This is a genomic window from Epibacterium sp. Ofav1-8 (assembly GCF_022348185.1).
In the GTDB taxonomy this organism is placed as follows: Bacteria; Pseudomonadota; Alphaproteobacteria; order Rhodobacterales; family Rhodobacteraceae; genus Epibacterium.
This window is the reverse complement of the sequence record NZ_JAKRFD010000001.1, coordinates 255,993-279,309: the sequence shown is the minus strand read 5'-3', so window position 1 is coordinate 279,309 and position 23,317 is coordinate 255,993. Positions and strand designations below refer to the sequence as shown.

General features: G+C 64.8%; 21 protein-coding genes. 17 read left to right on the top strand and 4 right to left on the bottom strand.

What is annotated here, in order from left to right; translation table 11 throughout:
* Window positions 1-286 precede the first annotated feature (286 nt).
* The 11 genes from sucC (at window position 287) to MHM97_RS01290 (ending at window position 15,298) form a co-directional block, all read left to right on the top strand.
* Window positions 287-1,480 (top strand): ADP-forming succinate--CoA ligase subunit beta, encoded by a 1,194-nt coding sequence (gene sucC / locus MHM97_RS01340; RefSeq protein WP_239318761.1) that lies wholly within the window; start codon window positions 287-289, stop codon window positions 1,478-1,480.
* Between the two features lie 57 nt (window positions 1,481-1,537).
* Window positions 1,538-2,377: a glycosyltransferase family 25 protein gene (locus MHM97_RS01335; protein WP_239318760.1), complete on the top strand. Its 840-nt coding sequence runs from the start codon at window positions 1,538-1,540 to the stop codon at window positions 2,375-2,377.
* Between the two features lie 18 nt (window positions 2,378-2,395).
* Window positions 2,396-3,283, top strand: coding sequence for a succinate--CoA ligase subunit alpha (gene sucD / locus MHM97_RS01330; RefSeq protein ID WP_239318759.1), 888 nt, complete (start codon window positions 2,396-2,398; stop codon window positions 3,281-3,283).
* 240 nt (window positions 3,284-3,523) lie between these two features.
* Window positions 3,524-6,478, top strand: a complete 2,955-nt coding sequence (locus tag MHM97_RS01325) for a 2-oxoglutarate dehydrogenase E1 component (RefSeq protein WP_239318758.1) — start codon at window positions 3,524-3,526, stop codon at window positions 6,476-6,478.
* Window positions 6,479-6,492: 14 nt separating this feature from the next.
* On the top strand, window positions 6,493-8,001 hold the full coding sequence (gene odhB / locus MHM97_RS01320) for a 2-oxoglutarate dehydrogenase complex dihydrolipoyllysine-residue succinyltransferase (RefSeq protein WP_239318757.1): 1,509 nt from the start codon (window positions 6,493-6,495) through the stop codon (window positions 7,999-8,001).
* Between the two features lie 151 nt (window positions 8,002-8,152).
* Window positions 8,153-8,563, top strand: a complete 411-nt coding sequence (locus MHM97_RS01315; RefSeq protein WP_239318755.1) for an MAPEG family protein — start codon at window positions 8,153-8,155, stop codon at window positions 8,561-8,563.
* Window positions 8,560-9,120 (top strand): L,D-transpeptidase family protein, encoded by a 561-nt coding sequence (locus tag MHM97_RS01310; protein WP_239318754.1) that lies wholly within the window; start codon window positions 8,560-8,562, stop codon window positions 9,118-9,120. Before MHM97_RS01315 ends, MHM97_RS01310 begins: the two co-directional genes overlap by 4 nt.
* A gap of 137 nt (window positions 9,121-9,257) precedes the next feature.
* Window positions 9,258-10,655 carry a dihydrolipoyl dehydrogenase gene (lpdA, locus tag MHM97_RS01305; protein WP_239318753.1) on the top strand — a complete coding sequence of 466 codons (1,398 nt, stop codon included), beginning with the start codon at window positions 9,258-9,260 and terminating at the stop codon, window positions 10,653-10,655.
* 90 nt (window positions 10,656-10,745) lie between these two features.
* Window positions 10,746-11,060, top strand: coding sequence for an EthD family reductase (locus MHM97_RS01300; protein WP_239318752.1), 315 nt, complete (start codon window positions 10,746-10,748; stop codon window positions 11,058-11,060).
* Between the two features lie 186 nt (window positions 11,061-11,246).
* Window positions 11,247-12,512 (top strand): diaminopimelate decarboxylase, encoded by a 1,266-nt coding sequence (gene lysA, locus MHM97_RS01295; protein WP_239318751.1) that lies wholly within the window; start codon window positions 11,247-11,249, stop codon window positions 12,510-12,512.
* Between the two features lie 122 nt (window positions 12,513-12,634).
* Window positions 12,635-15,298, top strand: a complete 2,664-nt coding sequence (locus MHM97_RS01290) for a TIGR02302 family protein (RefSeq protein ID WP_239318750.1) — start codon at window positions 12,635-12,637, stop codon at window positions 15,296-15,298.
* A 96-nt stretch (window positions 15,299-15,394) separates the two neighbouring features.
* Here the strand turns inward: MHM97_RS01290 and MHM97_RS01285 are convergent, their stop codons facing one another.
* Window positions 15,395-16,495, bottom strand: a complete 1,101-nt coding sequence (locus MHM97_RS01285; RefSeq protein WP_239318749.1) for a zinc-ribbon domain-containing protein — start codon at window positions 16,493-16,495, stop codon at window positions 15,395-15,397.
* A gap of 223 nt (window positions 16,496-16,718) precedes the next feature.
* Here MHM97_RS01285 and MHM97_RS01280 point away from each other — a divergent pair, with 223 nt between their 5' ends.
* Genes MHM97_RS01280 through MHM97_RS01265 form a run of 4 tightly spaced genes read left to right on the top strand, consistent with a single transcriptional unit; the run spans window position 16,719 to window position 19,615 of the window.
* Complete coding sequence (locus tag MHM97_RS01280) at window positions 16,719-17,396, top strand: cell division ATP-binding protein FtsE (protein WP_239318748.1); 678 nt, start codon at window positions 16,719-16,721, stop codon at window positions 17,394-17,396.
* The gene (locus MHM97_RS01275) at window positions 17,393-18,286 is read left to right on the top strand and encodes a cell division protein FtsX (protein ID WP_239318747.1); all 894 of its coding nucleotides are present in this window, start codon (window positions 17,393-17,395) and stop codon (window positions 18,284-18,286) included. Before MHM97_RS01280 ends, MHM97_RS01275 begins: the two co-directional genes overlap by 4 nt.
* A complete protein-coding gene (locus MHM97_RS01270) occupies window positions 18,283-19,032 on the top strand; it encodes a lysophospholipid acyltransferase family protein (protein ID WP_239318746.1) in 750 nt (249 codons plus the stop codon). Before MHM97_RS01275 ends, MHM97_RS01270 begins: the two co-directional genes overlap by 4 nt.
* Window positions 19,010-19,615: a pyridoxamine 5'-phosphate oxidase family protein gene (locus tag MHM97_RS01265; protein ID WP_239318744.1), complete on the top strand. Its 606-nt coding sequence runs from the start codon at window positions 19,010-19,012 to the stop codon at window positions 19,613-19,615. Before MHM97_RS01270 ends, MHM97_RS01265 begins: the two co-directional genes overlap by 23 nt.
* Before the next feature lie 84 nt (window positions 19,616-19,699).
* Here the strand turns inward: MHM97_RS01265 and MHM97_RS01260 are convergent, their stop codons facing one another.
* From MHM97_RS01260 to argH, 3 genes are read right to left on the bottom strand one after another with little or no spacing between them, the layout of a single operon-like run.
* Window positions 19,700-19,897: a hypothetical protein gene (locus MHM97_RS01260; RefSeq protein WP_239318743.1), complete on the bottom strand. Its 198-nt coding sequence runs from the start codon at window positions 19,895-19,897 to the stop codon at window positions 19,700-19,702.
* A 13-nt stretch (window positions 19,898-19,910) separates the two neighbouring features.
* Entirely contained in the window at window positions 19,911-20,087 is a 177-nt protein-coding gene (locus MHM97_RS01255) for a hypothetical protein (RefSeq protein WP_239318742.1), read from the bottom strand.
* Window positions 20,088-20,109: 22 nt separating this feature from the next.
* The gene (gene argH, locus MHM97_RS01250) at window positions 20,110-21,501 is read right to left on the bottom strand and encodes an argininosuccinate lyase (protein WP_239318741.1); all 1,392 of its coding nucleotides are present in this window, start codon (window positions 21,499-21,501) and stop codon (window positions 20,110-20,112) included.
* A 19-nt stretch (window positions 21,502-21,520) separates the two neighbouring features.
* Here argH and MHM97_RS01245 point away from each other — a divergent pair, with 19 nt between their 5' ends.
* Window positions 21,521-22,084: a TlpA disulfide reductase family protein gene (locus MHM97_RS01245; RefSeq protein ID WP_239318740.1), complete on the top strand. Its 564-nt coding sequence runs from the start codon at window positions 21,521-21,523 to the stop codon at window positions 22,082-22,084.
* Between the two features lie 182 nt (window positions 22,085-22,266).
* Entirely contained in the window at window positions 22,267-23,106 is an 840-nt protein-coding gene (locus MHM97_RS01240) for an EAL domain-containing protein (protein WP_239318739.1), read from the top strand.
* The last annotated feature ends 211 nt before the right edge of the window (window positions 23,107-23,317 follow it).

The window sequence follows — 23,317 nt, the reverse complement described above, 5'->3', positions numbered from 1 at the left end:
GGATACTGGTCACTGGAAACCGCCCCGACAGCCGCTGCAAACAGTGACCTCCAGTTGCTGGAAGCCTCTTGACGCCGGGCACATCCTTCATCCGCCTTCGGGGAATGCCTGCACGAATCGGCTGTTTTTTAGCGTTTCAGTTATGTGATCACACCCCGCAAACCTGTGATCACAAATCCGAAAAAACTTCATCATTTAGCGCTCACCGGGCAGAAAACCCTTTAACCTCCTGTTTGAAGACGGCGTACTAGCAAGGGACAATTGCAGCCAGACGGGACAGTTTCTCATGAACATCCACGAATATCAGGCCAAGGCCCTCCTCCGCAGCTACGGCGCTCCGGTTTCCGACGGGCGCGTGGTGAAGAAAGCCGACGAAGCCAAGACCGCAGCCGGTGAGCTGGACGGGCCGCTCTGGGTGGTGAAGGCCCAGATCCACGCGGGTGGCCGCGGCAAGGGCTCCTTCAAGGAGGCCGATGCGGGCGAAAAAGGCGGCGTGCGCCTGACCAAATCGGTGGAAGAAGCCGCAGAAGAAGCCAAGAAGATGCTGGGCCGCACCCTTGTGACCCATCAGACCGGCCCGGCGGGCAAGCAGGTCAACCGGATCTACATCGAAGCTGGCTCCGGCATCCAGACCGAGCTCTATCTGGCGCTGCTGGTGGACCGCGTGACCTCGCGCGTGTCGTTTGTATGCTCCACCGAGGGCGGCATGGACATCGAAGAGGTCGCCGCAGAGACCCCGGAAAAGATCCTGTCCTTCTCCGTCGATCCGGCCACCGGCTACCAGCCCTACCACGGCCGTCGCATCGCCTTCTCCCTCGGCCTTGAAGGCGCGCAGGTGAAGCAGTGCGTCAAGCTGATGGGTCAGCTCTACCAGGCCTTCATCGACAAGGACATGGAGATGCTGGAGATCAACCCGCTGATCGTGACCGACAGCGGCGACCTCAAGGTGCTGGACGCCAAGGTCGGGTTTGACGGCAACGCGATCTATCGCCACGCCGACATCGCCGAGCTGCGCGACACCACCGAGGAAGACCCCAAGGAGCTGGAAGCGTCGAAATACGACCTGAACTACATCGCGCTGGATGGCGAGATCGGCTGCATGGTGAACGGCGCAGGTCTGGCGATGGCCACCATGGACATCATCAAGCTGTATGGCGCGGAGCCTGCGAACTTCCTCGATGTGGGCGGCGGCGCCACCAAGGAGAAAGTGACCGAAGCGTTCAAGATCATCACCTCCGACAAGAACGTCAAAGGCATCCTGGTGAACATCTTTGGCGGCATCATGCGCTGCGACGTGATCGCAGAAGGCGTGATCGCGGCCGTGAAGGAAGTCGGTCTTGAGGTTCCGCTGGTTGTGCGTCTCGAAGGCACCAACGTCGAGAAGGGCAAAGAGATCATCGCGACCTCCGGCCTGAACGTGATTGCCGCGGATGATCTGTCCGATGGGGCCGAGAAGATCGTGAAAGCGGTGAAGGGCTGACCCGCCTTCCCCGAGCCAACCGGTTCGGGGAGCGCAGGATCTGAATGGTTTCCGGGCATGAAGCTGGCGACATACATGATCTCTCTCGACCGGGCGACGGGTCGGCATGCCGCGATGCAGGCCGCCCTGTCCGATGCCGGTCTGGAGGCTGAGTTCGTGTCCGCCGTGGATCTGGAAACCACTCCGGAAGCGGAGCTGTTGCAGCAATGCAAGAGCTTTGGCCCCTGGGGGGTGTTTGCCCATGGCAACATGGCCTGCACCCTGAGCCACGCCAAGGTTTGGGAGCAGTTTCTGGCGTCGGATGCGGATGTTGCCCTCATTTTTGAGGATGACGTCTTCATCTCGTCGGAGTTGCGCCAATGGACCGCGGATCTGAGCTGGTGGCCGCAGGGCTGCGATCTGCTCAGTCTGGAGTTCTGGCGCAGCGAGACCATGAAAGTCATGCTGGGCACCAAACCCTACAGGCATCTGGGCCGCGACGTGGCGCCGATGCTGTCGCGCTATCCCGGCGCGGCGGGCTACATGCTGACCCGGCGCGGGGCCGAGGTGCTGCTGGCGCAGGCGCCGTTCGACCAGACCGTGGACTCGCTTTTGTTCAACCCGATGGTGTCCGGGCCCGCGCGGAGCCTGACCCCGCATCAGATCACCCCTGCCCTGGTCACACAGGGCAACACCCCTCCTGACGAGGGCACCTTTCTGGGCCATGCGCAACGCAAGCCCCGAGGTGCGCTCTACCGCAAACAAAAACGCCTGCGGGGCATGGCCGAGCTGCGCGCTCTGCCCCTGCATCTCCTTCGCCTGATCTCGGGGCGCGCACGGCTTGTGCGGGTCACCTATGCGGATCGGGCGCTCACCGACGACAGCGCGGCACGTGCCGCCGAGGCACAAACCGCATAATCGAAAGGAAAGGACATCATGGCAGTCCTCATCGACGAAAACACCAAAGTCATCTGTCAGGGTCTCACCGGCTCTCAGGGCACCTTCCACACCGAACAGGCCATCGCCTATGGCACCAAGATGGTCGGCGGCGTGACCCCCGGCAAGGGCGGTCAGACCCACCTCGACCTGCCGGTGTTCAACTCCGTGCATGAAGCCAAGCATGTGACCGAGGCCAACGCTTCGGTGATCTACGTGCCGCCGCCGTTTGCCGCCGATTCCATCATGGAGGCGATCGACGCCGAGATGGAACTGATCGTCTGCATCACCGAGGGCATCCCGGTTCTGGACATGATGAAGGTGCAGCGCGCTCTCGAAGGCTCCAAATCGCGCCTGATCGGCCCCAACTGCCCCGGCGTGATCACCCCCGACGCGTGCAAGATCGGCATCATGCCCGGCCACATCCACAAGCGTGGCTCGGTTGGTGTTGTGTCCCGGTCCGGTACCCTGACCTATGAGGCGGTGAAGCAGACCTCCGACATCGGTCTGGGCCAGTCCTCTGCCGTGGGTATCGGCGGCGACCCGATCAAGGGCACAGAGCATATCGACGTGCTGGACATGTTCCTCGACGATCCGGAAACCCAGTCGATCATCATGATCGGTGAGATCGGTGGCTCTGCCGAGGAAGAAGCGGCGGAATTCATCGCCGAGCAGAAGAAAAAAGGCCGCTGGAAGCCGATCGCGGGCTTCATCGCAGGCCGCACCGCCCCTCCGGGCCGCCGCATGGGCCACGCGGGCGCGATCGTTGCCGGCGGCAAGGGCGGCGCCGAAGACAAGATCGAAGCGATGAAATCCGCAGGCATCGTGGTTGCCGACAGCCCGGCCACCCTGGGCGAAGCGGTTCAGAAAGCGATCGCAAACGGCTGATGCAACCGCATCCGACATATAGCGAGAGATCATCTGATGATCTGCGGGGTGGGCGTTTTGCGCCCGCCCCGGTTCTGCCTGTCCTGCGCAGATCCACGGACCCTGTTGCTGATGCGGCGCTCTGGCCGCCTTCGCCACAAGATCCGCCAGCCCCCTGATACGGAATTTACGCCCTTTCGGGCTTTCAGCCCCGGACAACAGGCTGATTGCTTACGGTCCAAACCCATATGAGGCACAACAATGACCGACCAAAGCCCCAACGACATCTTTCATGCGTCCTCTTTCATGCAGGGGCACAATGCGGAGTATCTGGAGCAGCTCTATGCCCAATACGCCAATGATCCGGGTGCGGTGGACGCCGCCTGGGCAGAGTTCTTCCGCGCCATGGGCGACGGCGACATGGACATCAAGAAAGAGGCCGCCGGGCCGAGCTGGGCACGCAGCGACTGGCCGCCGACCCCCAACGATGACCTGACCGGCGCGCTGACCGGCGAGTGGCCCGCCCCGGCCGAAGCCAAGGCCGCCGGCAAGAAGATCGCGGACAAGGCCAAGGAGCATGGCGTTGCGGTGTCCGATGACGCCATCAAACGCGCGGTGCTCGACTCGATCCGCGCCATCATGCTGATCCGGGCCTACCGGATTCGGGGCCATCTGGCCGCAGACCTGGACCCGCTGGGCATGCGCGCCAACACGCCCCACCCGGAGCTGGACCCCAAAACCTACGGTTTCAACGATTCCGACATGGATCGGCCGATCTTCATCGACAATGTGCTCGGGCTTCAGGTCGCACCGATGCGCCAGATCGTCGACATCGTGAAGCGGACCTATTGCGGCACCTTTGCGCTGCAGTACATGCATATCTCCGACCCGGAGCAATCGGCATGGCTGAAGGAGCGTATCGAGGGCTACGACAAGGAAATCCGCTTCACCCGCGAGGGCCGCAAGGCGATCCTCAACAAGATGGTCGAGGCCGAAGGGTTCGAAAAATTCCTGCACGTCAAATACATGGGCACCAAGCGGTTTGGTCTCGACGGCGGCGAGAGCCTGATTCCGGCGATGGAGCAGATCATCAAGCGCGGCGGCAATCTGGGCGTCAAGGATATCGTCATCGGCATGCCGCACCGGGGCCGTCTGTCGGTTCTGGCCAATGTGATGCAAAAGCCCTACCGCGCGATTTTCAACGAATTTCAGGGCGGGTCGTTCAAGCCCGAAGATGTGGATGGCTCGGGCGATGTGAAATATCACCTCGGCGCGTCCTCGGACCGCGAGTTTGACGGCAACAAGGTCCACCTGTCGCTGACCGCGAACCCCTCGCACCTTGAGGCGGTGAACCCGGTGGTGCTGGGCAAGGTCCGCGCCAAGCAGGACCAGCTCAATGACCGCGCGGATCGCACCGCGGTGCTGCCGATCCTGCTGCACGGCGACGCGGCCTTTGCGGGTCAGGGCGTTGTGGCGGAGTGTTTTGCGCTCTCCGGTCTGCGCGGCCACCGCACCGGCGGCACCATGCATATCGTTGTGAACAACCAGATCGGCTTCACCACGGCGCCGCATTTCTCGCGTTCCTCGCCCTACCCCACCGACAATGCGCTGGTGGTCGAGGCGCCGATCTTCCACGTCAACGGTGACGATCCGGAGGCCGTGGTGCATGCAGCCAAGGTCGCAACCGAGTTTCGCCAGAAGTTCCACAAGGACGTGGTGATCGACATCTTCTGCTACCGCCGGTTTGGTCACAACGAAGGCGATGAGCCGATGTTCACCAACCCGCTGATGTACAAGAAGATCAAGGGCCACAAGACCACCCTGAGCCTCTATACGGAACGTCTGGTCAAGGACGGCCTGATCCCCGAGGGCGAGATCGAGGACATGAAGGCCGCGTTTCAGGCGCATCTGAACGAGGAGTTCGAGGCCGGCAAGAACTTCAAGCCCAACAAGGCCGACTGGCTGGACGGGCGCTGGTCGCACCTCGACAGCAAGGACGAAGATTACCAGCGCGGCGAGACCGCCATCAAGCCCGAGACGCTTGAAGAGGTCGGCAAGGGTCTGACCACCCTGCCCGAGGGCTATCCGGTGCATAAGACCATCGGGCGTTTCCTCGATGCGCGCAAAAAGATGTTCGACAGCGGCGAGGGCTTTGACTGGGCCACCGGCGAGGCGCTGGCGTTTGGCTCGCTGCTCACCGAGGGCTACCCGGTGCGTCTGGCCGGTCAGGATTCCACACGCGGCACCTTCTCGCAGCGGCATTCGGGCATCGTCAATCAGGACACCGAAGAGCGCTATTACCCGCTCAACAACATCCGCAAGGGTCAGGCCTCTTACGAGGTCATCGACTCGGCGCTGTCGGAATATGCGGTGCTGGGGTTTGAATATGGCTACTCGCTGGCCGAGCCCAACGCGCTGACGTTGTGGGAAGCGCAGTTCGGCGATTTTGCCAATGGCGCGCAGATCATGTTCGACCAGTTCGTGTCCTCGGGTGAATCGAAATGGCTCAGGATGTCGGGCCTTGTGTGCCTGCTGCCGCACGGGTTCGAAGGCCAGGGGCCGGAGCACTCCTCCGCGCGTCTGGAGCGGTTTTTGCAGATGTGCGGTCAGGACAACTGGATCGTGGCGAACTGTACGACGCCGGCGAACTACTTCCACATCCTGCGCCGTCAGCTGCACCGGACCTTCCGCAAGCCGCTGATCCTGATGACGCCGAAATCGCTGCTGCGTCACAAGCTTGCGGTCAGCAAGGCGCATGAGTTCACCTCCGGATCGTCGTTCCACCGGGTTCTGTGGGATGACGCGGAAACCGGCGCGTCGGAGACCAAGCTGGTCGAAGACAAGAAGATCAAGCGCGTGGTGCTGTGCTCCGGCAAGGTCTACTTCGATCTGCTGGAAGAGCGCGACGCCCGGGGCATCGACGATGTCTACATCATGCGGATCGAGCAGTATTACCCCTTCCCGGCGATCAGCCTGGTGAAGGAGCTGGAGCGGTTCAAGGATGCGGAGATGGTCTGGTGTCAGGAAGAGCCCAAGAACCAGGGCGCCTGGACCTTTATCGAGCCCAACATCGAATGGGTCCTCACCCGCATCAAAGCAAAACACACCCGTCCGGTTTACGTCGGACGCGCCACCTCGGCCTCGCCTGCAACCGGCCTGGCCAGCGAACACAAAGCCCAACAAGCGGCGCTCGTTGACGAAGCGCTGAGCATCTGAGGAAGATTGAGATCATGACCACCGAAGTGCGCGTGCCCACCCTGGGCGAATCCGTGACCGAAGCCACCGTCGCCACCTGGTTCAAGAAACCGGGTGACAGCGTGGCGCAGGACGAGATGCTCTGCGAGCTGGAGACTGACAAGGTGACCGTCGAGGTGCCGGCGCCCGCCGCAGGCACCCTGGCCGAGATCGTCGCCAAGGAAGGCGAGACCGTCGGCGTCGATGCGCTGCTGGCCAATATCGCCGAGGCTGGCGAAGCGGGCCCGGAAACCCCGGAGCCGAAAGCCGACAACAGCGCAGGCCTGGCCCCGGCCGCAGGCGCGGGATCCGTCGATGTGATGGTGCCGACCCTGGGCGAAAGTGTTTCCGAGGCGACCGTCTCCACCTGGTTCAAGAAAGTCGGCGACAGCGTCGCACAGGACGAAATGCTCTGCGAGCTGGAAACCGACAAGGTTTCCGTCGAGGTGCCCGCGCCTGCCGCCGGCGTTCTGGCCGAGATCACAGCGCCGGAAGGCACCACGGTCGATGCCTCCGCGAAACTGGGCGTCCTCTACGGCGACGGCGCAGCGGTAGCGGCGGCCCCGGCTGATGCGCCTGCGGCAAGTGACGCGCCTGCCGCCGCGTCCAAGGACGTCGCCAATGCGCCATCGGCGGAAAAGGCGATGGCCGAGGCCGGTCTCTCCGCCTCCGACGTCAAGGGCAGCGGCCGCGATGGTCGCATCATGAAGGAAGATGTCGCAAGCGCAATCGCTGCGGCCCAATCCGCCCCCTCTGCTGCGGCGCCCGCCGCCGCCCCGCGTGCGCCGGTGTCTGCCGATGATGCCTCGCGTGAAGAGCGGGTGAAGATGACCCGTCTGCGCCAGACCATCGCCAAACGCCTGAAAGACAGCCAGAACACCGCTGCCATGCTCACCACCTACAATGAGGTCGACATGACCGAGGTGATGGCGCTGCGCAACGAATACAAAGACCTGTTCCTGAAGAAACACGGCGTGAAACTGGGCTTTATGTCCTTCTTCACCAAGGCCTGCTGCCACGCGCTGAAAGAGGTCCCCGAGGTCAACGCCGAGATCGACGGCACCGACATCGTCTACAAGAACTTCGTCCACATGGGCATCGCCGCTGGCACGCCCACGGGTCTGGTGGTTCCGGTCATCCGCGACGCCGATGCGATGTCCTTTGCCGATATTGAGAAGGCGATTGCCGAGAAAGGCGCGCGCGCCCGTGACGGCAAGCTGTCGATGGCGGAAATGCAGGGCGGCACCTTCACCATCTCCAACGGCGGTGTCTATGGCTCGCTGATGTCCTCGCCGATCCTGAACCCGCCGCAGTCCGGTATCCTGGGCATGCACAAGATCCAGGACCGCCCGATGGCGATCAACGGCAAGGTTGAGATCCGCCCGATGATGTATCTGGCGCTGTCCTATGACCACCGCATCGTCGACGGCAAAGGCGCTGTGACCTTCCTCGTGCGCGTCAAGGAAGCGCTGGAAGATCCCCGCCGCCTGCTGATGGATCTGTAAGCACCATCAGGGCAGCGCCCGACCCTGGGTGGGTGCGAAAGCGCCCTCCCGTGGGGAGGGTCGGGCGCTGCCCGGCGATGCCGGGCAAGAGGGAAGCAGCAAATGACTGCGCAAGAATTGGCAGAGCTATTTCGCGATATGTCGAGGTAAAATGACCCCCGAACTCACCGCCCTCACCCTTGCCGCCCTGCTTCAGGTCTTTCAGATCGCCCTGATGGCGGTGCCGGCGAACCTGGAGCTGAAACCGGGCCAGACGGTCAGTCCGCGCGACCGGGACCGCATGGGCGGGGACCTGCAAGATCAGGTCTCCAAACGCACCGCGCGGCTGTTTCGTGCGATGAACAACCACTTTGAGGGGCTGATCCTCTTTTCGATCGCCTGCGTCGTGGTCACGCTCGCGGGGCAATCCTCGCTGTTCACCACCGTCTGCGCCTTTGCCTACCTCGGCGCGCGGGTGCTTTATATCCCGGCCTATGCCTTTGGCTGGGTGCCGTGGCGCAGCCTGATCTGGGCCGTGGGCTATCTCGCGACCGCGGCGATGCTGGTGGCCGCCCTGATATGAGCATCACCAGGCATATCCTGCGCCTGGGGCTACTTGGGCTGGGGCTCGGCGTCGCCATTTTCTCCTATACCAAGGTGATGGCGCGCACGGGGTCCGGCACACCGCCGCCAATGGCCGAAGTCCACGCACAAGCGGATGAGATCCTCGTGATCAAATCCACCCGCGCGCTGCATCTGCTGCGCCAAGGCGAAACCATCCGCCGCTACGACATCTCGCTTGGGGCCGCACCCGAAGGCCACAAACTGGCCGAGGGCGACGAGCGCACCCCCGAAGGGCGCTATGAAATCGACTGGCGCAATCCAAACTCCATCGCGCATCTGAGCCTGCATATCTCCTACCCCAATGCCGCAGATCAGGCCGCAGCCAAAGCCGCGGCGCGCGATCCCGGCGGCAATATCATGATCCACGGCCTGCCCAACGGGTGGGGGGCCTTGGGTGCATTGCACCTGATGCGGGACTGGACCGACGGCTGCATCGCGGTGACCAACGCCGAGATGCGCGAGATCTGGTCGCTTGTTCCAGACGGAACCCCGATCACCATCGCGGAGGCGCTCTGATGATCCTTCAGATCGAACATATTCGCTCTGGACATTATCGGGCGCATCTTCATCTTTTCACCAATACCTCGGGGGAGGCCCGCATGGGCCGGGGGCAGCGCCCCCTCCCCGCTCAACTCCAAAGGAGCACATGACCCATGGCATCCTATGACGTCATCATCATCGGCGCCGGCCCCGGCGGCTATGTCAGCGCCATCCGCTGCGCCCAGCTGGGCCTGAAGACCGCCATCGTCGAAGGCCGCGAGACCCTCGGCGGCACCTGCCTCAACGTGGGCTGCATCCCCTCCAAGGCGCTGTTGCACGCGACCCATATGCTGCATGAGGCGGAGCACAACTTCGGCGCTATGGGTCTCAAGGGCAAAAGCCCCTCGGTCGACTGGAACCAGATGAAATCCTACAAGGATGAAGTCATCGGCCAGAACACCGGCGGTGTTGAGTTCCTCATGAAGAAGAACAAGATCGACTGGCTCAAGGGCTGGGCGTCGATCCCCGAGGCCGGCAAGGTCAAAGTGGGTGACGACACTCATGAGGCCAAGAACATCGTGATTGCCTCCGGCTCCGTGCCCTCTTCCCTGCCGGGCGTCGAGGTCGACAACGACAAGGGGATCGTGGTCGACAGCACCGGCGCGCTGGAACTGCCCAAGGTGCCAAAGAAAATGGTCGTGATCGGCGCAGGCGTCATCGGTCTGGAGCTGGGCTCGGTCTACGCGCGCCTCGGCGCGGAGGTCACCGTGGTCGAATATATGGACGCGGTCTGCCCCGGCATGGACAAGGACGTCCAGCGCGGCTTCAAGCGCATCCTTGAAAAGCAGGGCCTCAGCTTCATCATGGGGGCCGCCGTCAAGGGGGTGGAAACCACCAAGTCCAAGGCCAAAATCTCTTATGAGCCGAAAAAGGGCGGCGACGCCGAGGTCATCGAGGCCGATGTGGTGCTGGTTGCAACAGGGCGTAAACCCTATGCCGAGGGCCTTGGGCTGGATGCGCTGGGTGTCAAGATGACCGAACGCGGCCAGATCGCCACCGACGCGCAATGGGCCACCAATGTCAAAGGCATCTACGCCATCGGCGACGTCATCGAGGGTCCGATGCTCGCGCATAAGGCCGAGGACGAGGGCATGGCCGTCGCCGAGGTGATCGCGGGCAAACATGGCCATGTGAACTACGGCGTCATTCCCGGTGTGGTCTACACCACACCCGAGGTTGCGACCGTCGGTGCCACCGAGGACGCGCTCAAGGCCGAGGGCCGCAAGATCAAGACCGGCAAGTTCATGTTCATGGGCAATGCGCGCGCCAAGGCTGTGCATCAGGCCGAGGGTGGTTTTGTCAAACTGATCGCCGACAAGGAAACCGACCGCATCCTCGGCGCGGCCATCATCGGCCCCGGCGCAGGCGATCTGATCCACGAGATCTGCGTGGCGATGGAATTCGGCGCCTCTGCCGAGGATCTGGCGCTGACCTGCCACGCGCACCCGACCTATTCCGAGGCCGTGCGCGAAGCCGCCCTTGCCTGCGGCGACGGCGCCATCCACAGTTAAGCCCAACCGGGCCCGGCGGAGCAATCCCGCCGCATATCTCATCGGCCCGCCACATCGGCGGGCCGTTTCCGTCTGCAAAGGAACGCAACCATGACCGTCAGCCTGCAAGTGCTCTATCCCGCGCCCGAGGAGGCGCAGTTCGATTATGACTACTACGTCGAGACCCACCTGCCCCTGATCGAGGAGCACTGGGGCGATCTGATCGAAACGGTCGAGGCAACGCGCGGGCTGGCGGGCGGCCCGGATGTGCCGCCGCCCTACCTGCTGATTGCCACGATCACCTTCCCGGATATGGAGGCCCTCGATACCGCCATGGGGGATAAAGGCGGTGTCATCATCGACGATGTGGCGAATTTCACCAATATCCGTCCACAGATCCTGGTCGGCGAACTGCTGATGAGCTGACCTCGCAGGCGCCCGACCGGCGCGGTGGGACCGCAGTGGAACCGGCAATTGGTCGCGGCGTCATTCCCCCACCTGCGCGGGCTGGCGCCAGGTCATCCCCCGCGATGCCAAAACCATCCGGATCAGCGGCCCCGGCATGATCGGAATCATTTGCCCCAGGGGCCGGTTTTGCCCTAAACGCGGGCCATGGATCATTTTCTCTACCGCGATGGCGCCTTGTTCGCCGAAGACGTCCCCGTAGCCGAGATTGCCGCTGCGGTGGGCACGCCGTTCTACGTCTATTCGACCGCGACGCTCCTGCGCCACTTCCGCCTGTTTGACGAGGCATTGGAAGGCACCGACCATCTGGTGTGCTACGCGATGAAGGCCGCCTCCAATCAGGCGATCCTGAAAACGCTGGCCGCGGCGGGTGCGGGCATGGATGTGGTCAGCGAGGGCGAATACCGCCGCGCCAGGGCCGCAGGTGTGCCGGGGGACAAGATCGTCTTTTCCGGCGTTGGCAAGACCGCAGACGAGATCCGGACCGCGCTAAGCGGCGGCATTCGCCAGTTCAACGTCGAATCCGAGCCGGAAATGGACGTCATCAACACCGTCGCGCTGGAACTCGGCACCACCGCGCCGATCACCGTGCGGGTGAATCCGGATGTGGATGCCAAGACCCACGCCAAGATCGCCACCGGCAAATCCGAGAACAAATTCGGCATCCCGATCGCGCGCGCCCGCGAGGTCTATGCCCATGCCGCCAGCCTGCCGGGGCTTGAGGTCATCGGGATCGACGTTCACATCGGCTCCCAGCTCACGGATCTCGACCCGTTCCGCCTTGCGTATCAAAAGGTTGCGGAGCTGACGCAGACCCTGCGCGACGATGGTCACGACATTCGCCGCCTCGATCTGGGCGGCGGGCTGGGCATCCCGTACACCCGCTCCAACGAGGCACCGCCGCTGCCGGTGGAATACGGCCAGATGATCAAGGAAGAACTCGGCCATCTGGGCTGCGAGATCGAGATCGAGCCGGGCCGACTGGTGGCGGGCAACGCAGGCATCATGGTCTCCAAGGTGATCTACGTCAAAGAGGGCGAAGGGCGCGATTTCCTGATTCTGGATGGCGCGATGAACGACCTCATCCGCCCCGCCATGTATGAGGCCTATCACGATATCATTCCGGTGGTGGAACCCACTCCGGGACTGGAACCCAAGCCTTATGATATCGTCGGTCCGGTCTGCGAAAGCGGCGACACCTTTGCCAAGCAGCGCCAGATGCCGCCGCTGGGGGCGGGCGATCTGGTCGCCTTCCGCAGTGCGGGCGCTTACGGCGCGGTGATGTCGAGCGAGTACAACTCGCGCCCGCTGATCCCCGAGGTTCTGGTGCATGGCGATCAATTTGCGGTCATCCGGCACCGCCCGACCTTTGACGAGATGATAAATCGCGATACCATCCCGGAGTGGCTGTAACACGCTCCGCCCTGCGCCGGTCCGGGACCTGATCCCGTCCGGTCGAGACCGGCGGTGGCGGGTCAGCAGCCCGACGACAGGTGGTCTCTCCCCTGTCGGGACCCGCGCGGAGGCACAGCGGCATGACCGAGCAGCACACCCCTGACCCGTCCGTCGAGGTCGGATCGTCCCCCCGCCCACCGGCGCTGGCACCGCTGCGCCGGGCGATCGTGATGACCCGGCTTGGCCTTGTTGCGGAACGCCTGTGGCGGGCGTTCTGGCCCTTGGTGACGATCCTGTTCCTGGCCACCGGCATCGTATTGCTGGGCGGCTTCGACTGGCTGGCGGTCGAAGCGGTCTGGGCGCTGGTTGTCATCACCCTCTTGGGCAGCGCGGCGGCGTTGGTCTGGGGGGCTTTGCGCTTTCGCTGGCCCCGCGACGAGGACGCGCTGATCCGCCTCGACCAGACCCTGCCGGGCCGGCCCATTGCCGCGCTTCTGGATACCCAGGCCTCCGGGGCGACCGACCCGGCCTCGATTGCCCTGTGGCAGGCGCATCAGGACCGTATGGCCGCCCGCGCCGCCCGCGCCGAAGCCCCGGCGCCAAACCTGCGGCTGCATGACCGCGACCCTTATGCGCTGCGCTATGTGGCGCTGCTGGTGCTGGTCACCGGGGTCCTGTTCGGCACCGCCTGGCGCGCCGGCAGCGTGGCCGAGCTGTTGCCGGGCACGGGCACTGCGGGCCTGTCGGGCCCCACCTGGGAGGGCTGGATCGAACCGCCGCGCTATACCGGCCTGCCGACGCTCTATCTGGGCGACATGACCGGGACGGAGTTGCGCATTCCCGAAAACAGCCAGATCACCCTGCGCTTTTACGGCGAGGTCGGCGATCTGGCTCTGGCCGAGACCGTCTCCGGGCGCACCGGAGAGCTGCCCTCGGCCACCGATCCGGAACAGAGCTTTGCCGTCACCCGCAGCGGTGATCTGACGATCGACGGGCCGGGCGGCGACAGCTGGCAGGTCTCGGTGATCGCCGACGCGCCGCCGGATGTGGCCATCACCGGGACGCCGGACCTGGCCGCGGACGGGACCATGACGCTGCCGTTCGACGCCGCCGATGATTATGGCGTGATTGGCGGTCAGGTGACCATCACGCTGGACGACACTGCATTGCCGCGCACGCATGGGCTGGCGACGCCACCGGATGCGCGCGACCCGATCACCGTGCCGCTACCCCTGTCCCTGACCGGCGACCGCCGCATGTTCAGCGAGGCGCTGGTCGAGGATTTCTCCGCCCATCCATGGGCCAATCTGCCGGTGGTCTACAGTTTTCGCTCAGAGGATGCGCCGGGACAGCAAAGCCGCGCCGCGACCCTCTCCGCGCCGCTGACCGCGCGCCGGTTCTTTGACCCGATGGCGGCGGCCCTGATCGAACAGCGTCGCGATCTTTTGTGGGCGCGGGCAAATGGCCCAAGGGTGGCGCAGATCCTGCGCACCCTCAGCCACCGCCCCGAGGATGTGTTCCCCGATATGGGCAACTATCTGCAACTGCGCACGATCCTGAAGCGGCTCGAAAGCTTTGGCGCGCAGGGTCCGATCAGCGTGGCACAGCAGGAGGAGATCGCCACCGCGCTGTGGGATCTGGCCTTGCAGCTGGAAGAGGGCGATGTCGGCGATGCGCTGGAGCGTATGCGCCAGGCCCAGGAACGGCTGAGCCAGGCAATGCGGGACGGGGCCAGCGACGAGGAAATCGCCCGCCTGATGCAGGAACTGCGCGAGGCGACCGAGGATTACATGCGCCAGCTGTCGCGGCAGGCGCAGGAACAGGGCGACTCGCAGGACGGCGGCGAGGAGGGGCAGCAGAACAGCATGCAGCTGAGCCAGTCCGACCTGCAGGCGATGATGGACCGCATCCAGGAGCTGATGGAACAGGGCCGCATGGCCGAGGCCGAACAGGCCCTGCGCGAGTTCCAGCAGATGATGGAGAACATGCGCGTCACACAAGGCGAAGGTGGTGAAGGCGGCAGCCCGGGCCAGGAGGCGATGGAAGGGCTCGCCGAAACCCTGCGCGATCAGCAGGGCCTGTCCGATCAGGCTTTCCGCGACTTGCAGGAACAGTTCAATCCCGATGCCCGCCGCGGGGAAAGCCAGGGCAACGAAGGGCGCAATGGCGGGCTTGGGCGCGGCCAGTCCCACGAGGGCGGCCAGGGGGGGCAGGGCGGCAGTGACGGCCAGTCTCCCGGTGAGCGCGACCAGAGCGAGGGCGGTCAGGGTCAGGGCGGCAGTTCGGCCCCCGGCGCCACCCCCGGCAGCCCCGAAGATCTGGCGCAGCGGCAACAGGCCCTGCGCAACGAGTTGCAGCGCCAGCGCGACGGTCTGCCTCTGGGCGGTCCCGAGGGCGACGCGGCGCGCGACTCCCTCGATCAGGCCGGGCGCGCCATGGAGGGCGCCGAAGAGGCCCTGCGCGGTGGCGATTATGCCGAAGCCATCGACCGCCAGTCCGAAGCGATGGAAGCGCTGCGCGAAGGCATGCGCGCCCTGGGCGAGGCCATGGCGGAACAGCAACAACAGGGCCAGCAGCCGGGCAACCAGCAGGGCCTCGGCAACCGCCAGGGCAACGCGCTCGATCCTCTGGGCCGCGACCGCAGCGGCCAGGGTGGCGACATGTTCAGCCGCGACAGCATCAGCGACGGCCAGGCCTATCGCCGCGCCTGGGATCTGCTCGAGGAAATCCGCCGCCGTGCCGGCGAGCGGGAGCGCAGCGAAAGCGAACGCAATTACCTGCAACGCCTGCTGGATAAATTCTGACCCTCACGGCCCCGCAGCGGGACAGAAACACAAACGCCGCGTTCGGCCTTTGGCGAACGCGGCGTTGTGCTGTCAGTGTCGAATAACGGTGTTGGCTCAGTCCGCCGCCAGCGCGCTGGCCTTGGCATCAAGCCACAGACGCAGCTGGTCGACCCAGGCCACATAGGCGCTGATGTAAGGATCGGCCTGCGGCAGGCGCTCGGCAATGGCGGGGGCATTGGCGTAGACTAGGATCGCCGCCACCATCAGCAGGATCATCAGGACAAAGCCGCGTGAAAAGCCGCTGCGTTGCCGGGCACGCGGCAGATCCTGTTCCGGGGGCGGCGTCGCAGAGCCGCCGCCGGAGGCAAAGCCACTGTTGATCTCCTCGATGTCCGGCAGCAGGTCGCGGCGGGAGGTGGTCTCCGGCATCACGCGTTCGGACGCCCCGGCATCCTCCCGGGGGCGTGCCGCCGGCTCTGCCGGTGCCGGATCGGGCGCGGGGGGCTCGCCCCGCATCCGCGCCACACGGTCCTGCGCCTGTCGCGCACGGCGGCTCGCCTCATCCTCGGCCGGATCGGACAGGCCCAGTTCGGCCTGGGTTTCCAACCCGTCCTGCCCGGATCTGAGGGCGCTTTCGCGCAGAGCTTCCTCACGCAGCACGCGGGACACTTCGGGATCCAGACGACGCTTGGGCGGTGCATCCACGGGGCGCGGCGGCGCAGTCGCCGCCTCATCGTCGATGTCGTCCTCCTCGTCCCCGGCCGCGGCGTCCCGTTCCGCTGCGCTCTCGGGCGCCTCCGGGTCCTCCTGCCAGGTGGCATCGGCCGCGGCGGCGGGGACCTCGGGCTCGGGCGCAGGCGGCCAGACCTCCTCGGCGGGAGGCTCGGGGATTTCCTGCGGTGCGGGCTCCGATGCCGGATCAGCGGGAGCCGGGTCGGAGGGCGGCGTCGGGCTGGGTTCTGGAGACGGTTCGGGCGCTGGCGTCGGTGTCGGCTCCGGGTCCGGCGCGGGTGCTGGCTCGGGTTCCGGTGCCGGTTCGTCAGGCGCCATAGCCGTCGACGCCGCGGGCTGTGCCGCGGTTTCAGCCAGCATGCGGGCGGAGGGTTGAAACCAGGTATCACCGCAATTGGAGCATTGCACATCGCGCCCGTCGTCCGGGATCACGTCCTCGGGCACCTCGTATTGTGCGCCGCAATTGGGGCAAATCAGTCTCATCCGGTCTCCTTGGCGGGCCCTGTGACCCCGAAAAGGGTGAATTTCCCTCTAATCATAGTAACTTCCTGAAAGGCAAGAAAGAGCCAATCCCCGCCGGGCCTCCAGATTGCGCGCCGCACCCGGTTGCGCGCACCATTGAAACTGCCGCCTTGCTCGTGCAAAACACCGCGACGCAACGCGGAATGGCCGCGCGCTGGCAGAAACCTCGGGCTGGGATGCAATCGTGATCGAACTCGAAGATGTGGGCTACAACTACGGCGGAGGAGAGCTGTTCAGCAACCTTTCCGTGCAGCTGGCGCCCGGCTCCTTCCACTTTCTGACCGGCCCGTCCGGTGCGGGCAAGACCACGCTGCTCAAGCTGTGCTACGGGGCCCTGACGCCGACCTCGGGCCATGTGCGCGCCTTCAACATGGACGTGAAGGGGCTGGACCGGGACCAGATGGCCTATCTGCGCCGTCGCGTCGGCGTGGTGCATCAGGACTGCCGCTTTCTCGACCACCTGCCGGTGGTGGAAAACATCGCCCTGCCCCTGACGGTGTCGGGTCGCGGCCTGATGGAAGAACAGGCGAACCTGCAGGAACTGATGAACTGGGTCGGCCTGTCCGAGCGGATGGACGCCCTGCCGCCGGAACTGTCGGGCGGCGAGCGCCAGCGCGCAGCCCTGGCCCGTGCGGTCATCCTCAGCCCTGATGTGATCATCGCGGACGAACCCACCGGCAACGTCGACTGGGAAATGTCGCAGCGCCTGCTGCGGCTGCTGGTGGAGTTGAACCACATGGGCAAGACGATCCTGGTGGCGACCCATGACCTGCCGCTGATCCGCGCCGCCAAGAACCAGGTGCAGGCGCGGGTGCTGCGGCTGTCGAACCGGCAGATCGTCTCGGCGGGGGCAGACCTATGAACGCGCTGCGCAAGCTCATCATCGGTGACGCCCAGGCCGACCGGGTGGTGCCGCCCTCCGGCTTTACCGCGCAGCTGACGCTGTTCGTCTCCGGCGCGATGGCGTTTCTCTGTGTCTTTGCGCTGGCGCTGTCGCTGGCCTCGGGTCGGGTGGCCACGCGCTGGTCGGATGAGCTGGCGCGCGCCGCGACCCTGCGCATCAATGCGCCCGCCGAACAGCGCGATGCCCAGACCCAGGCGGCACTGGAAATCCTGCGTCAGACCCCCGGCGTCGCCAAGGCCCGGGCGTTGACCCAAGAGGAACAGGCGGCGCTGCTGGCGCCCTGGTTCGGCGCTGGCATCCCGCTGGACACGCTGCCGGTGCCGCAGCTGATCGAGGTGACCGAGGACGATCCCGGCTATGACGCCCAGGGGCTGCGGCTGCGGCTGCAGGCGGAGGTGCCCGGTGCGGTGCTTGACGACCATGCCCGCTGGCGGCGCCCGCTGGTGGAGGCGGCGATCGCCCTGCGTCGCCTTGGTGTGGTGTCGATCCTGCTCATTGGCGGCGCCATGGCCGCGATGATTACGCTGGCGGCCAATGCCGCCCTTGCTGCCAACGCGCAGGTGATCGAGGTGCTGCGGCTGGTGGGGGCGCAGGACAGCTATATCGCGCAGGCCTTTGTGCGCCGTTTCACCCTGCGGGCGCTGACCGGGGCCGCTGTCGGCGTCGGGCTGGGCATGATCGGCGTCTGGCTGATGCCGGCGGCCTCGGAGGAAGGGGGCTTTCTCACCGGGCTTGGCTTCCAGAGCTGGCGCTGGCTGCTGCCGCTCCTCATCCCGCCTGTCGCGGCGACCGTGGCCTTTGCGGCCACCACCCGCGCGGCGCGCAAACGTCTCGGAGAACTTGCGTGACCCTTGCCTTTCAATATCTTCGCTCGCTGATCTACGTGATCCAGATCTATGCCGCCATGCTGCTGCTGGGCATCGTCTTCGCCCCTTATGCGCTCTTGTCGAAGAACGGCGCGCGGCAAGCCTGCAAGACCTATGCCCGCTGGGCGCTGTGGAGCGCGCGCTGGATGGTCGGCATTCGCACCGAGGTGCGCGGCACGGTGCCCATCGGCGAGGTCATCGTCGCGGCCAAGCATCAGAGTTTCCTTGATATTCTCGTCATCTTCAACGCGCTGCCGCAGGCCAAGTTCATCATGAAGCGAGAGCTGATGTGGACCCCGATCATCGGCGTTTATGCCAAGCGCCTGGGATGCATCCCCGTCAACCGGGGCCGCCGCGGGGCCGCGATCGCCCGGATGGTGCAGGATGTGGCCAAGGAGTTCACCGAACCGGGGCAGCTGGTGATCTACCCGCAGGGCACCCGCGTCGCGCCGGGCGCGCAGAAGTCCTACAAGGTGGGCAGCGGCGTGCTCTATGCGGAGTTGCAGCAGCCCTGCGTTCCGGTCGCCACCAACGTGGGCCTGTTGTGGCCGCGCACCGGCATACTGCGCAAACCCGGCCTCGGGGTCGTCGAGTTCCTCGACCCGATCCCGCCGGGACAGGAGCGGGACCTGTTCATGGCCGAGCTGGAGCGCCGCATCGAGACCCGGTCGGATGCACTGATGTCAGAATTGGGGTTTGAACACGATGGACTTCGTCAACACGGTTGAAGATCTGGAGGCGCTTTACGGGACACCGGGAGCGCCTTCGTTACGTAAAGTGGCGCGGCAGATGACGCCGCTCTATCGCAAATGGATCATGGCATCGCGCCTGTGCATGCTGGCCACGGTCGGGCCGGAGGGCACCGACGACAGCCCCCGCGGCGATGACGGTCCGGTGGTGCAGGAACTGGATCCAGGCACGCTGGCGCTGCCGGACTGGCACGGCAACAACCGCATCGATTCATTGCGCAATATCGTGCGCGACGGGCGGGTGTCACTGATGTTCCTGGTGCCGGGATCAAACAACGTGGTGCGCGTCAATGGCACCGCCAAAGTGACCGCCGACCCTGACCTGCTGCGGCGGTTTGACAAAGCGGGCAAACTGCCGCGCACGGTCATCGTGATCAAGATCAACGAAATCTACAGCCAATGCGCCCGCGCCCTGATGCGCGCCCGGATCTGGACCTGCGGGGATGAAAGCGCGGATCTGCCGTCGATGGGCGACATCCTGGCCGAACAAACCGCAGGCGAGGAAGGCGGCCCCGCCTATGACGCCGCCTGGGCCCCGCGTGCGGCCAAGACCATGTGGTAATCCGGGGAGGCTCGGTTTCGGGGGCGTGTCAGGACCGGAGAAAGGTCGGACGCGCAGAGTGCAGAGGCGCCGGACGATCCGGCCTCAATCGCTCCAGACGACGCCCACGCGGGCCTCACCGGAGATGTGAATGCCCGGCTCTGACGGCGGTGTGGGGGCTGGTGCCCGGGGTGGGCCGCCGACATCGCAGGCGGCCAGCCCCAGCGTAATGCAGATCAGGCCGACCCGACGGCAAAGCGCCCCCGGCCCACGCTGCGCGCATCGCATTGCAAGCTCGGACATCACGCGGGCGCCCTCACAGGCCGACGCTGACGGTGACGGGGCCCTTGCTGACCCCTACTGCGCCACCGAGGTGGATACCGCTGTTGGAGATCCCGAGACCCGCGTTCAGGCTCGGGCGCACCGGTTCGCCGTCGACGCCGCAGGCGCCGAGGAACGCCGCCACACCTAGCACCATCAGAACACGGGTCATGGTCGTTCTCCTTGCGTCGGGCTCAGCCCAGGATCTGTTTCCAGCGCGCCACCTGCGCGCGCACCTGCGCGGGGGCGGTGCCGCCATAGGATGTGCGGGAATTCACCGAGTTTTCCACGCCCAGTACCGAGAATATATCCTCGGTGATGCCCGCGTGCACGGATTTCATGTCCTCAAGGGTCAGATCCGGCAGATCAACGCCGCGCCCTTCGGCCATCGCAACCAAAGCGCCGGTCACATGGTGGGCATCGCGGAACGGCACCTTGAGAACCCGCACCATCCAGTCCGCCAGATCGGTGGCGGTGGAGAAGCCGGACCCCGCCGCGGCCGCGAGGCTGTCGCGGTTGCCGGTCATGTCCTTCACCATGCCTTCCATCGCCGCAAGCGCCAGCATCCAGTTGTCGGCGGCATCAAAGACCTGTTCCTTGTCTTCCTGCATGTCCTTGGAATAGGCCAGCGGCAGCCCCTTCATCACCATCATCAGCGCCGTGTTGGCGCCAAAGATCCGGCCCACCTTGGCGCGGATCAGCTCGGCGGCGTCTGGGTTTTTCTTTTGCGGCATGATCGAGGAGCCGGTGGAGAACCGATCCGAAAGCGTCACAAAGCGGAACTGCGCCGAGGACCAGATCACCAGCTCTTCGGCAAAGCGCGACAGATGCATGGCGCAGATGGAGGCGGTCGACAGAAACTCCAGCGCGAAATCACGGTCCGAGACCGCATCAAGCGAGTTCGCGGTCGGGCGGTCGAACCCCAGCGCCTCGGCGGTCATCTCGCGATCAATCGGGAACGACGTCCCCGCCAGCGCGGCAGAGCCAAGGGGCGATTCGTTCATCCGTTTGCGGGCATCGCGGACGCGGCTGAGATCGCGGCCAAACATCTCCACATAGGCCATCATGTGATGCCCCCATGTGACCGGCTGCGCGGTTTGCAGGTGGGTAAAGCCCGGCATCACCCATTCCGCGCCAGCCTCGGCCTGATCCACCAGCGCGCCAATCAGCGCCAGCAGGCCTTTTTCTGCGGCATCGAACTGATCGCGCACCCAGAGTTTAAAGTCGGTCGCGACCTGATCGTTGCGCGACCGGCCGGTGTGCAGACGGCCTGCCGGTTCGCCGATGATTTCCTTCAGGCGCGCCTCGACATTCATGTGGATGTCTTCCAGTGCTGTGGAAAACTGGAACTCGCCGCTTTCGATCTCTGACAAAACGGTGAGCAGCCCTTCACGGATCGCCTCGGCATCATTATCCGTAATCACACCGGTGGCGGCGAGCATCGCAGCATGCGCCCGTGAACCGGCAATATCCTGCGCTGCCATGCGCTGGTCGAACCCGATCGAGGCATTGATGGCCTCCATGATCGCGTCCGGTCCGGCGGCAAAGCGGCCGCCCCACATCTGGTTCGAGGTCTTGTCTGTCATGGCCAACCCTGGAGATACTATGCGTCTAGTTCGTCAGCTTTCCCTTTATATGGCCCTTGCCCTCGGTGCAAATGCCGCCTTTGGCGCCGATCTCAGCGCGGTAGAAGCGCTGCGCGAGGGCGACATGAAGAAACTGGTCTTTCACACCGAGGCCAAACCGGCGTCAAATGCCAGCTTTGAGCTGGCCGATGGCGCGGGTGAGGCGCAGCTGTCGGACTATGAGGGCAAATATGTGTTGCTGAACTTCTGGGCCACATGGTGCCCGCCCTGCCGCAAGGAAATGCCGATGCTCTCGGCCCTGCAAGACGAGTTCGGTGGCGAGAATTTCGAAGTTTTGACGCTGGCAACGGGACGCAACAACCCGGCCGGGATCAAGAAGTTCTTTGAAGAAATCGGCGTCACCAACCTGCCGCGCCATCAGGACCCCAAGAGTGCCGTGGCCCGCGACATGACCGTTCTGGGCCTGCCGATCACCGTGATTCTGGACCCGGAAGGCAATGAAATCGCACGGTTACGTGGCGAGGCCGACTGGAGCTCCGAGAGCGCCAAGGCCGTGATCGGCGCCCTTGTGGCGGGGTCCTGACGCACGTTCTGGACCTGTCGCATCGCCCGGTTTTGCAGCGTCTTTCGGCTGCGAACCGGGTATTGACTAAAATGCGCCTCTTAATCTCCACGCAACTCTTTTGAGAGAAGTTAGAGTTCAATGGACAACTCGGACGGTGGCGGCGCTGCGCCGGTCACCGCAGACCGATGGGGCGTGCGAAGGTGAAGAAACGGCATTTCTGGAAAACCGACATCCCGGAAGGGGCGGAAAACCCACTCTCGGCGGCCATCGTCGCCCGGGATCGCAGCGTGGTCGATATGGTGGCGGAGGCGGTCAAGCACGACCAAACCCTGCTGGCCTATCAGCCCATCGTGCAAAGCCAGGCCCAGGACACGATCGCCTTTTACGAGGGCTACATCCGGGTCATGGACGCCACTGGTCGCATCATTCCCGCCCGCGAGTTCATGAGCGTGATCGAAGAGCGCGAGTTGGGGCGCAAGCTCGACTGCCTCGCGCTGGAACAGGGCCTGCGGGTGCTGCAACGCAATCCCAACGTGCGCCTGTCGATCAACATGTCCGCCCGCTCCATCGGCTACAGCCAGTGGAACAAGGTGCTTGAGCGGTTCTTGGAACGGGACGAATTCCTCGGCGAACGGCTGGTGCTGGAAATCTCCGAAGCCTCCGCCATGGCGGCGCCGGAGCTGGTGATCGACTTCATGGACCAGATGCAGCAGCACGGCATCGCCTTTGCGCTGGATAACTTTGGCGCTGGCACCACCGCGATCGGACATTTCCGCGATTTCTTCTTCGACGCGGTGAAGATCGACGGGCAGTTTGTCCGCGGCGTCAGTGGCAATCACGACAATCAGGCGGTGATCCGGGCTCTGGTGGCGATCGCCAAGCAGTTCGACATGTTCATCGTCGCCGAATCCGTGGAACGGCAAGAGGATGCCGATTTCCTGGTGGATGCCGGGGTCGATTGCCTGCAAGGGTTCCTCTACGGTGCGCCGACGATCACGCCCCCCTGGCACGAAAAGGGCGAGACCCGCGCCCGCGCCTGATCCGCTGCCCTGACCACTGCAACCTCCCCTGCCCCGGGACGGCGATCACCTCTGTCCTGTCTCGGTATAGCACGGGCGCAAGGGCGCGTTTGCCCGCTGTACCCCTGTGCCGGTCCCTCCAGTCCCGGAACGTCCTTTTTGCGCCGAACCCGGCTCCGCTGCGCCGAAACCATTGCTGCACGTGCACGGTTGGGCTATCCAGTGAGAGAAA

Bases quoted from the DNA above. Each gene is read 5' to 3' on its own strand.
- sucC (WP_239318761.1), top strand. From the start codon at position 287: ATGAACATCCACGAATATCAGGCCAAGGCCCTCCTCCGCAGCTACGGC.
- MHM97_RS01335 (WP_239318760.1), top strand. From the start codon at position 1,538: ATGAAGCTGGCGACATACATGATCTCTCTCGACCGGGCGACGGGTCGG.
- sucD (WP_239318759.1), top strand. From the start codon at position 2,396: ATGGCAGTCCTCATCGACGAAAACACCAAAGTCATCTGTCAGGGTCTC.
- MHM97_RS01325 (WP_239318758.1), top strand. From the start codon at position 3,524: ATGACCGACCAAAGCCCCAACGACATCTTTCATGCGTCCTCTTTCATG.
- odhB (WP_239318757.1), top strand. From the start codon at position 6,493: ATGACCACCGAAGTGCGCGTGCCCACCCTGGGCGAATCCGTGACCGAA.
- MHM97_RS01315 (WP_239318755.1), top strand. From the start codon at position 8,153: ATGACCCCCGAACTCACCGCCCTCACCCTTGCCGCCCTGCTTCAGGTC.
- MHM97_RS01310 (WP_239318754.1), top strand. From the start codon at position 8,560: ATGAGCATCACCAGGCATATCCTGCGCCTGGGGCTACTTGGGCTGGGG.
- lpdA (WP_239318753.1), top strand. From the start codon at position 9,258: ATGGCATCCTATGACGTCATCATCATCGGCGCCGGCCCCGGCGGCTAT.
- MHM97_RS01300 (WP_239318752.1), top strand. From the start codon at position 10,746: ATGACCGTCAGCCTGCAAGTGCTCTATCCCGCGCCCGAGGAGGCGCAG.
- lysA (WP_239318751.1), top strand. From the start codon at position 11,247: ATGGATCATTTTCTCTACCGCGATGGCGCCTTGTTCGCCGAAGACGTC.
- MHM97_RS01290 (WP_239318750.1), top strand. From the start codon at position 12,635: ATGACCGAGCAGCACACCCCTGACCCGTCCGTCGAGGTCGGATCGTCC.
- MHM97_RS01285 (WP_239318749.1), bottom strand. From the start codon at position 16,495: ATGAGACTGATTTGCCCCAATTGCGGCGCACAATACGAGGTGCCCGAG.
- MHM97_RS01275 (WP_239318747.1), top strand. From the start codon at position 17,393: ATGAACGCGCTGCGCAAGCTCATCATCGGTGACGCCCAGGCCGACCGG.
- MHM97_RS01265 (WP_239318744.1), top strand. From the start codon at position 19,010: ATGGACTTCGTCAACACGGTTGAAGATCTGGAGGCGCTTTACGGGACA.
- MHM97_RS01260 (WP_239318743.1), bottom strand. From the start codon at position 19,897: ATGTCCGAGCTTGCAATGCGATGCGCGCAGCGTGGGCCGGGGGCGCTT.
- MHM97_RS01255 (WP_239318742.1), bottom strand. From the start codon at position 20,087: ATGACCCGTGTTCTGATGGTGCTAGGTGTGGCGGCGTTCCTCGGCGCC.
- argH (WP_239318741.1), bottom strand. From the start codon at position 21,501: ATGACAGACAAGACCTCGAACCAGATGTGGGGCGGCCGCTTTGCCGCC.
- MHM97_RS01245 (WP_239318740.1), top strand. From the start codon at position 21,521: ATGCGTCTAGTTCGTCAGCTTTCCCTTTATATGGCCCTTGCCCTCGGT.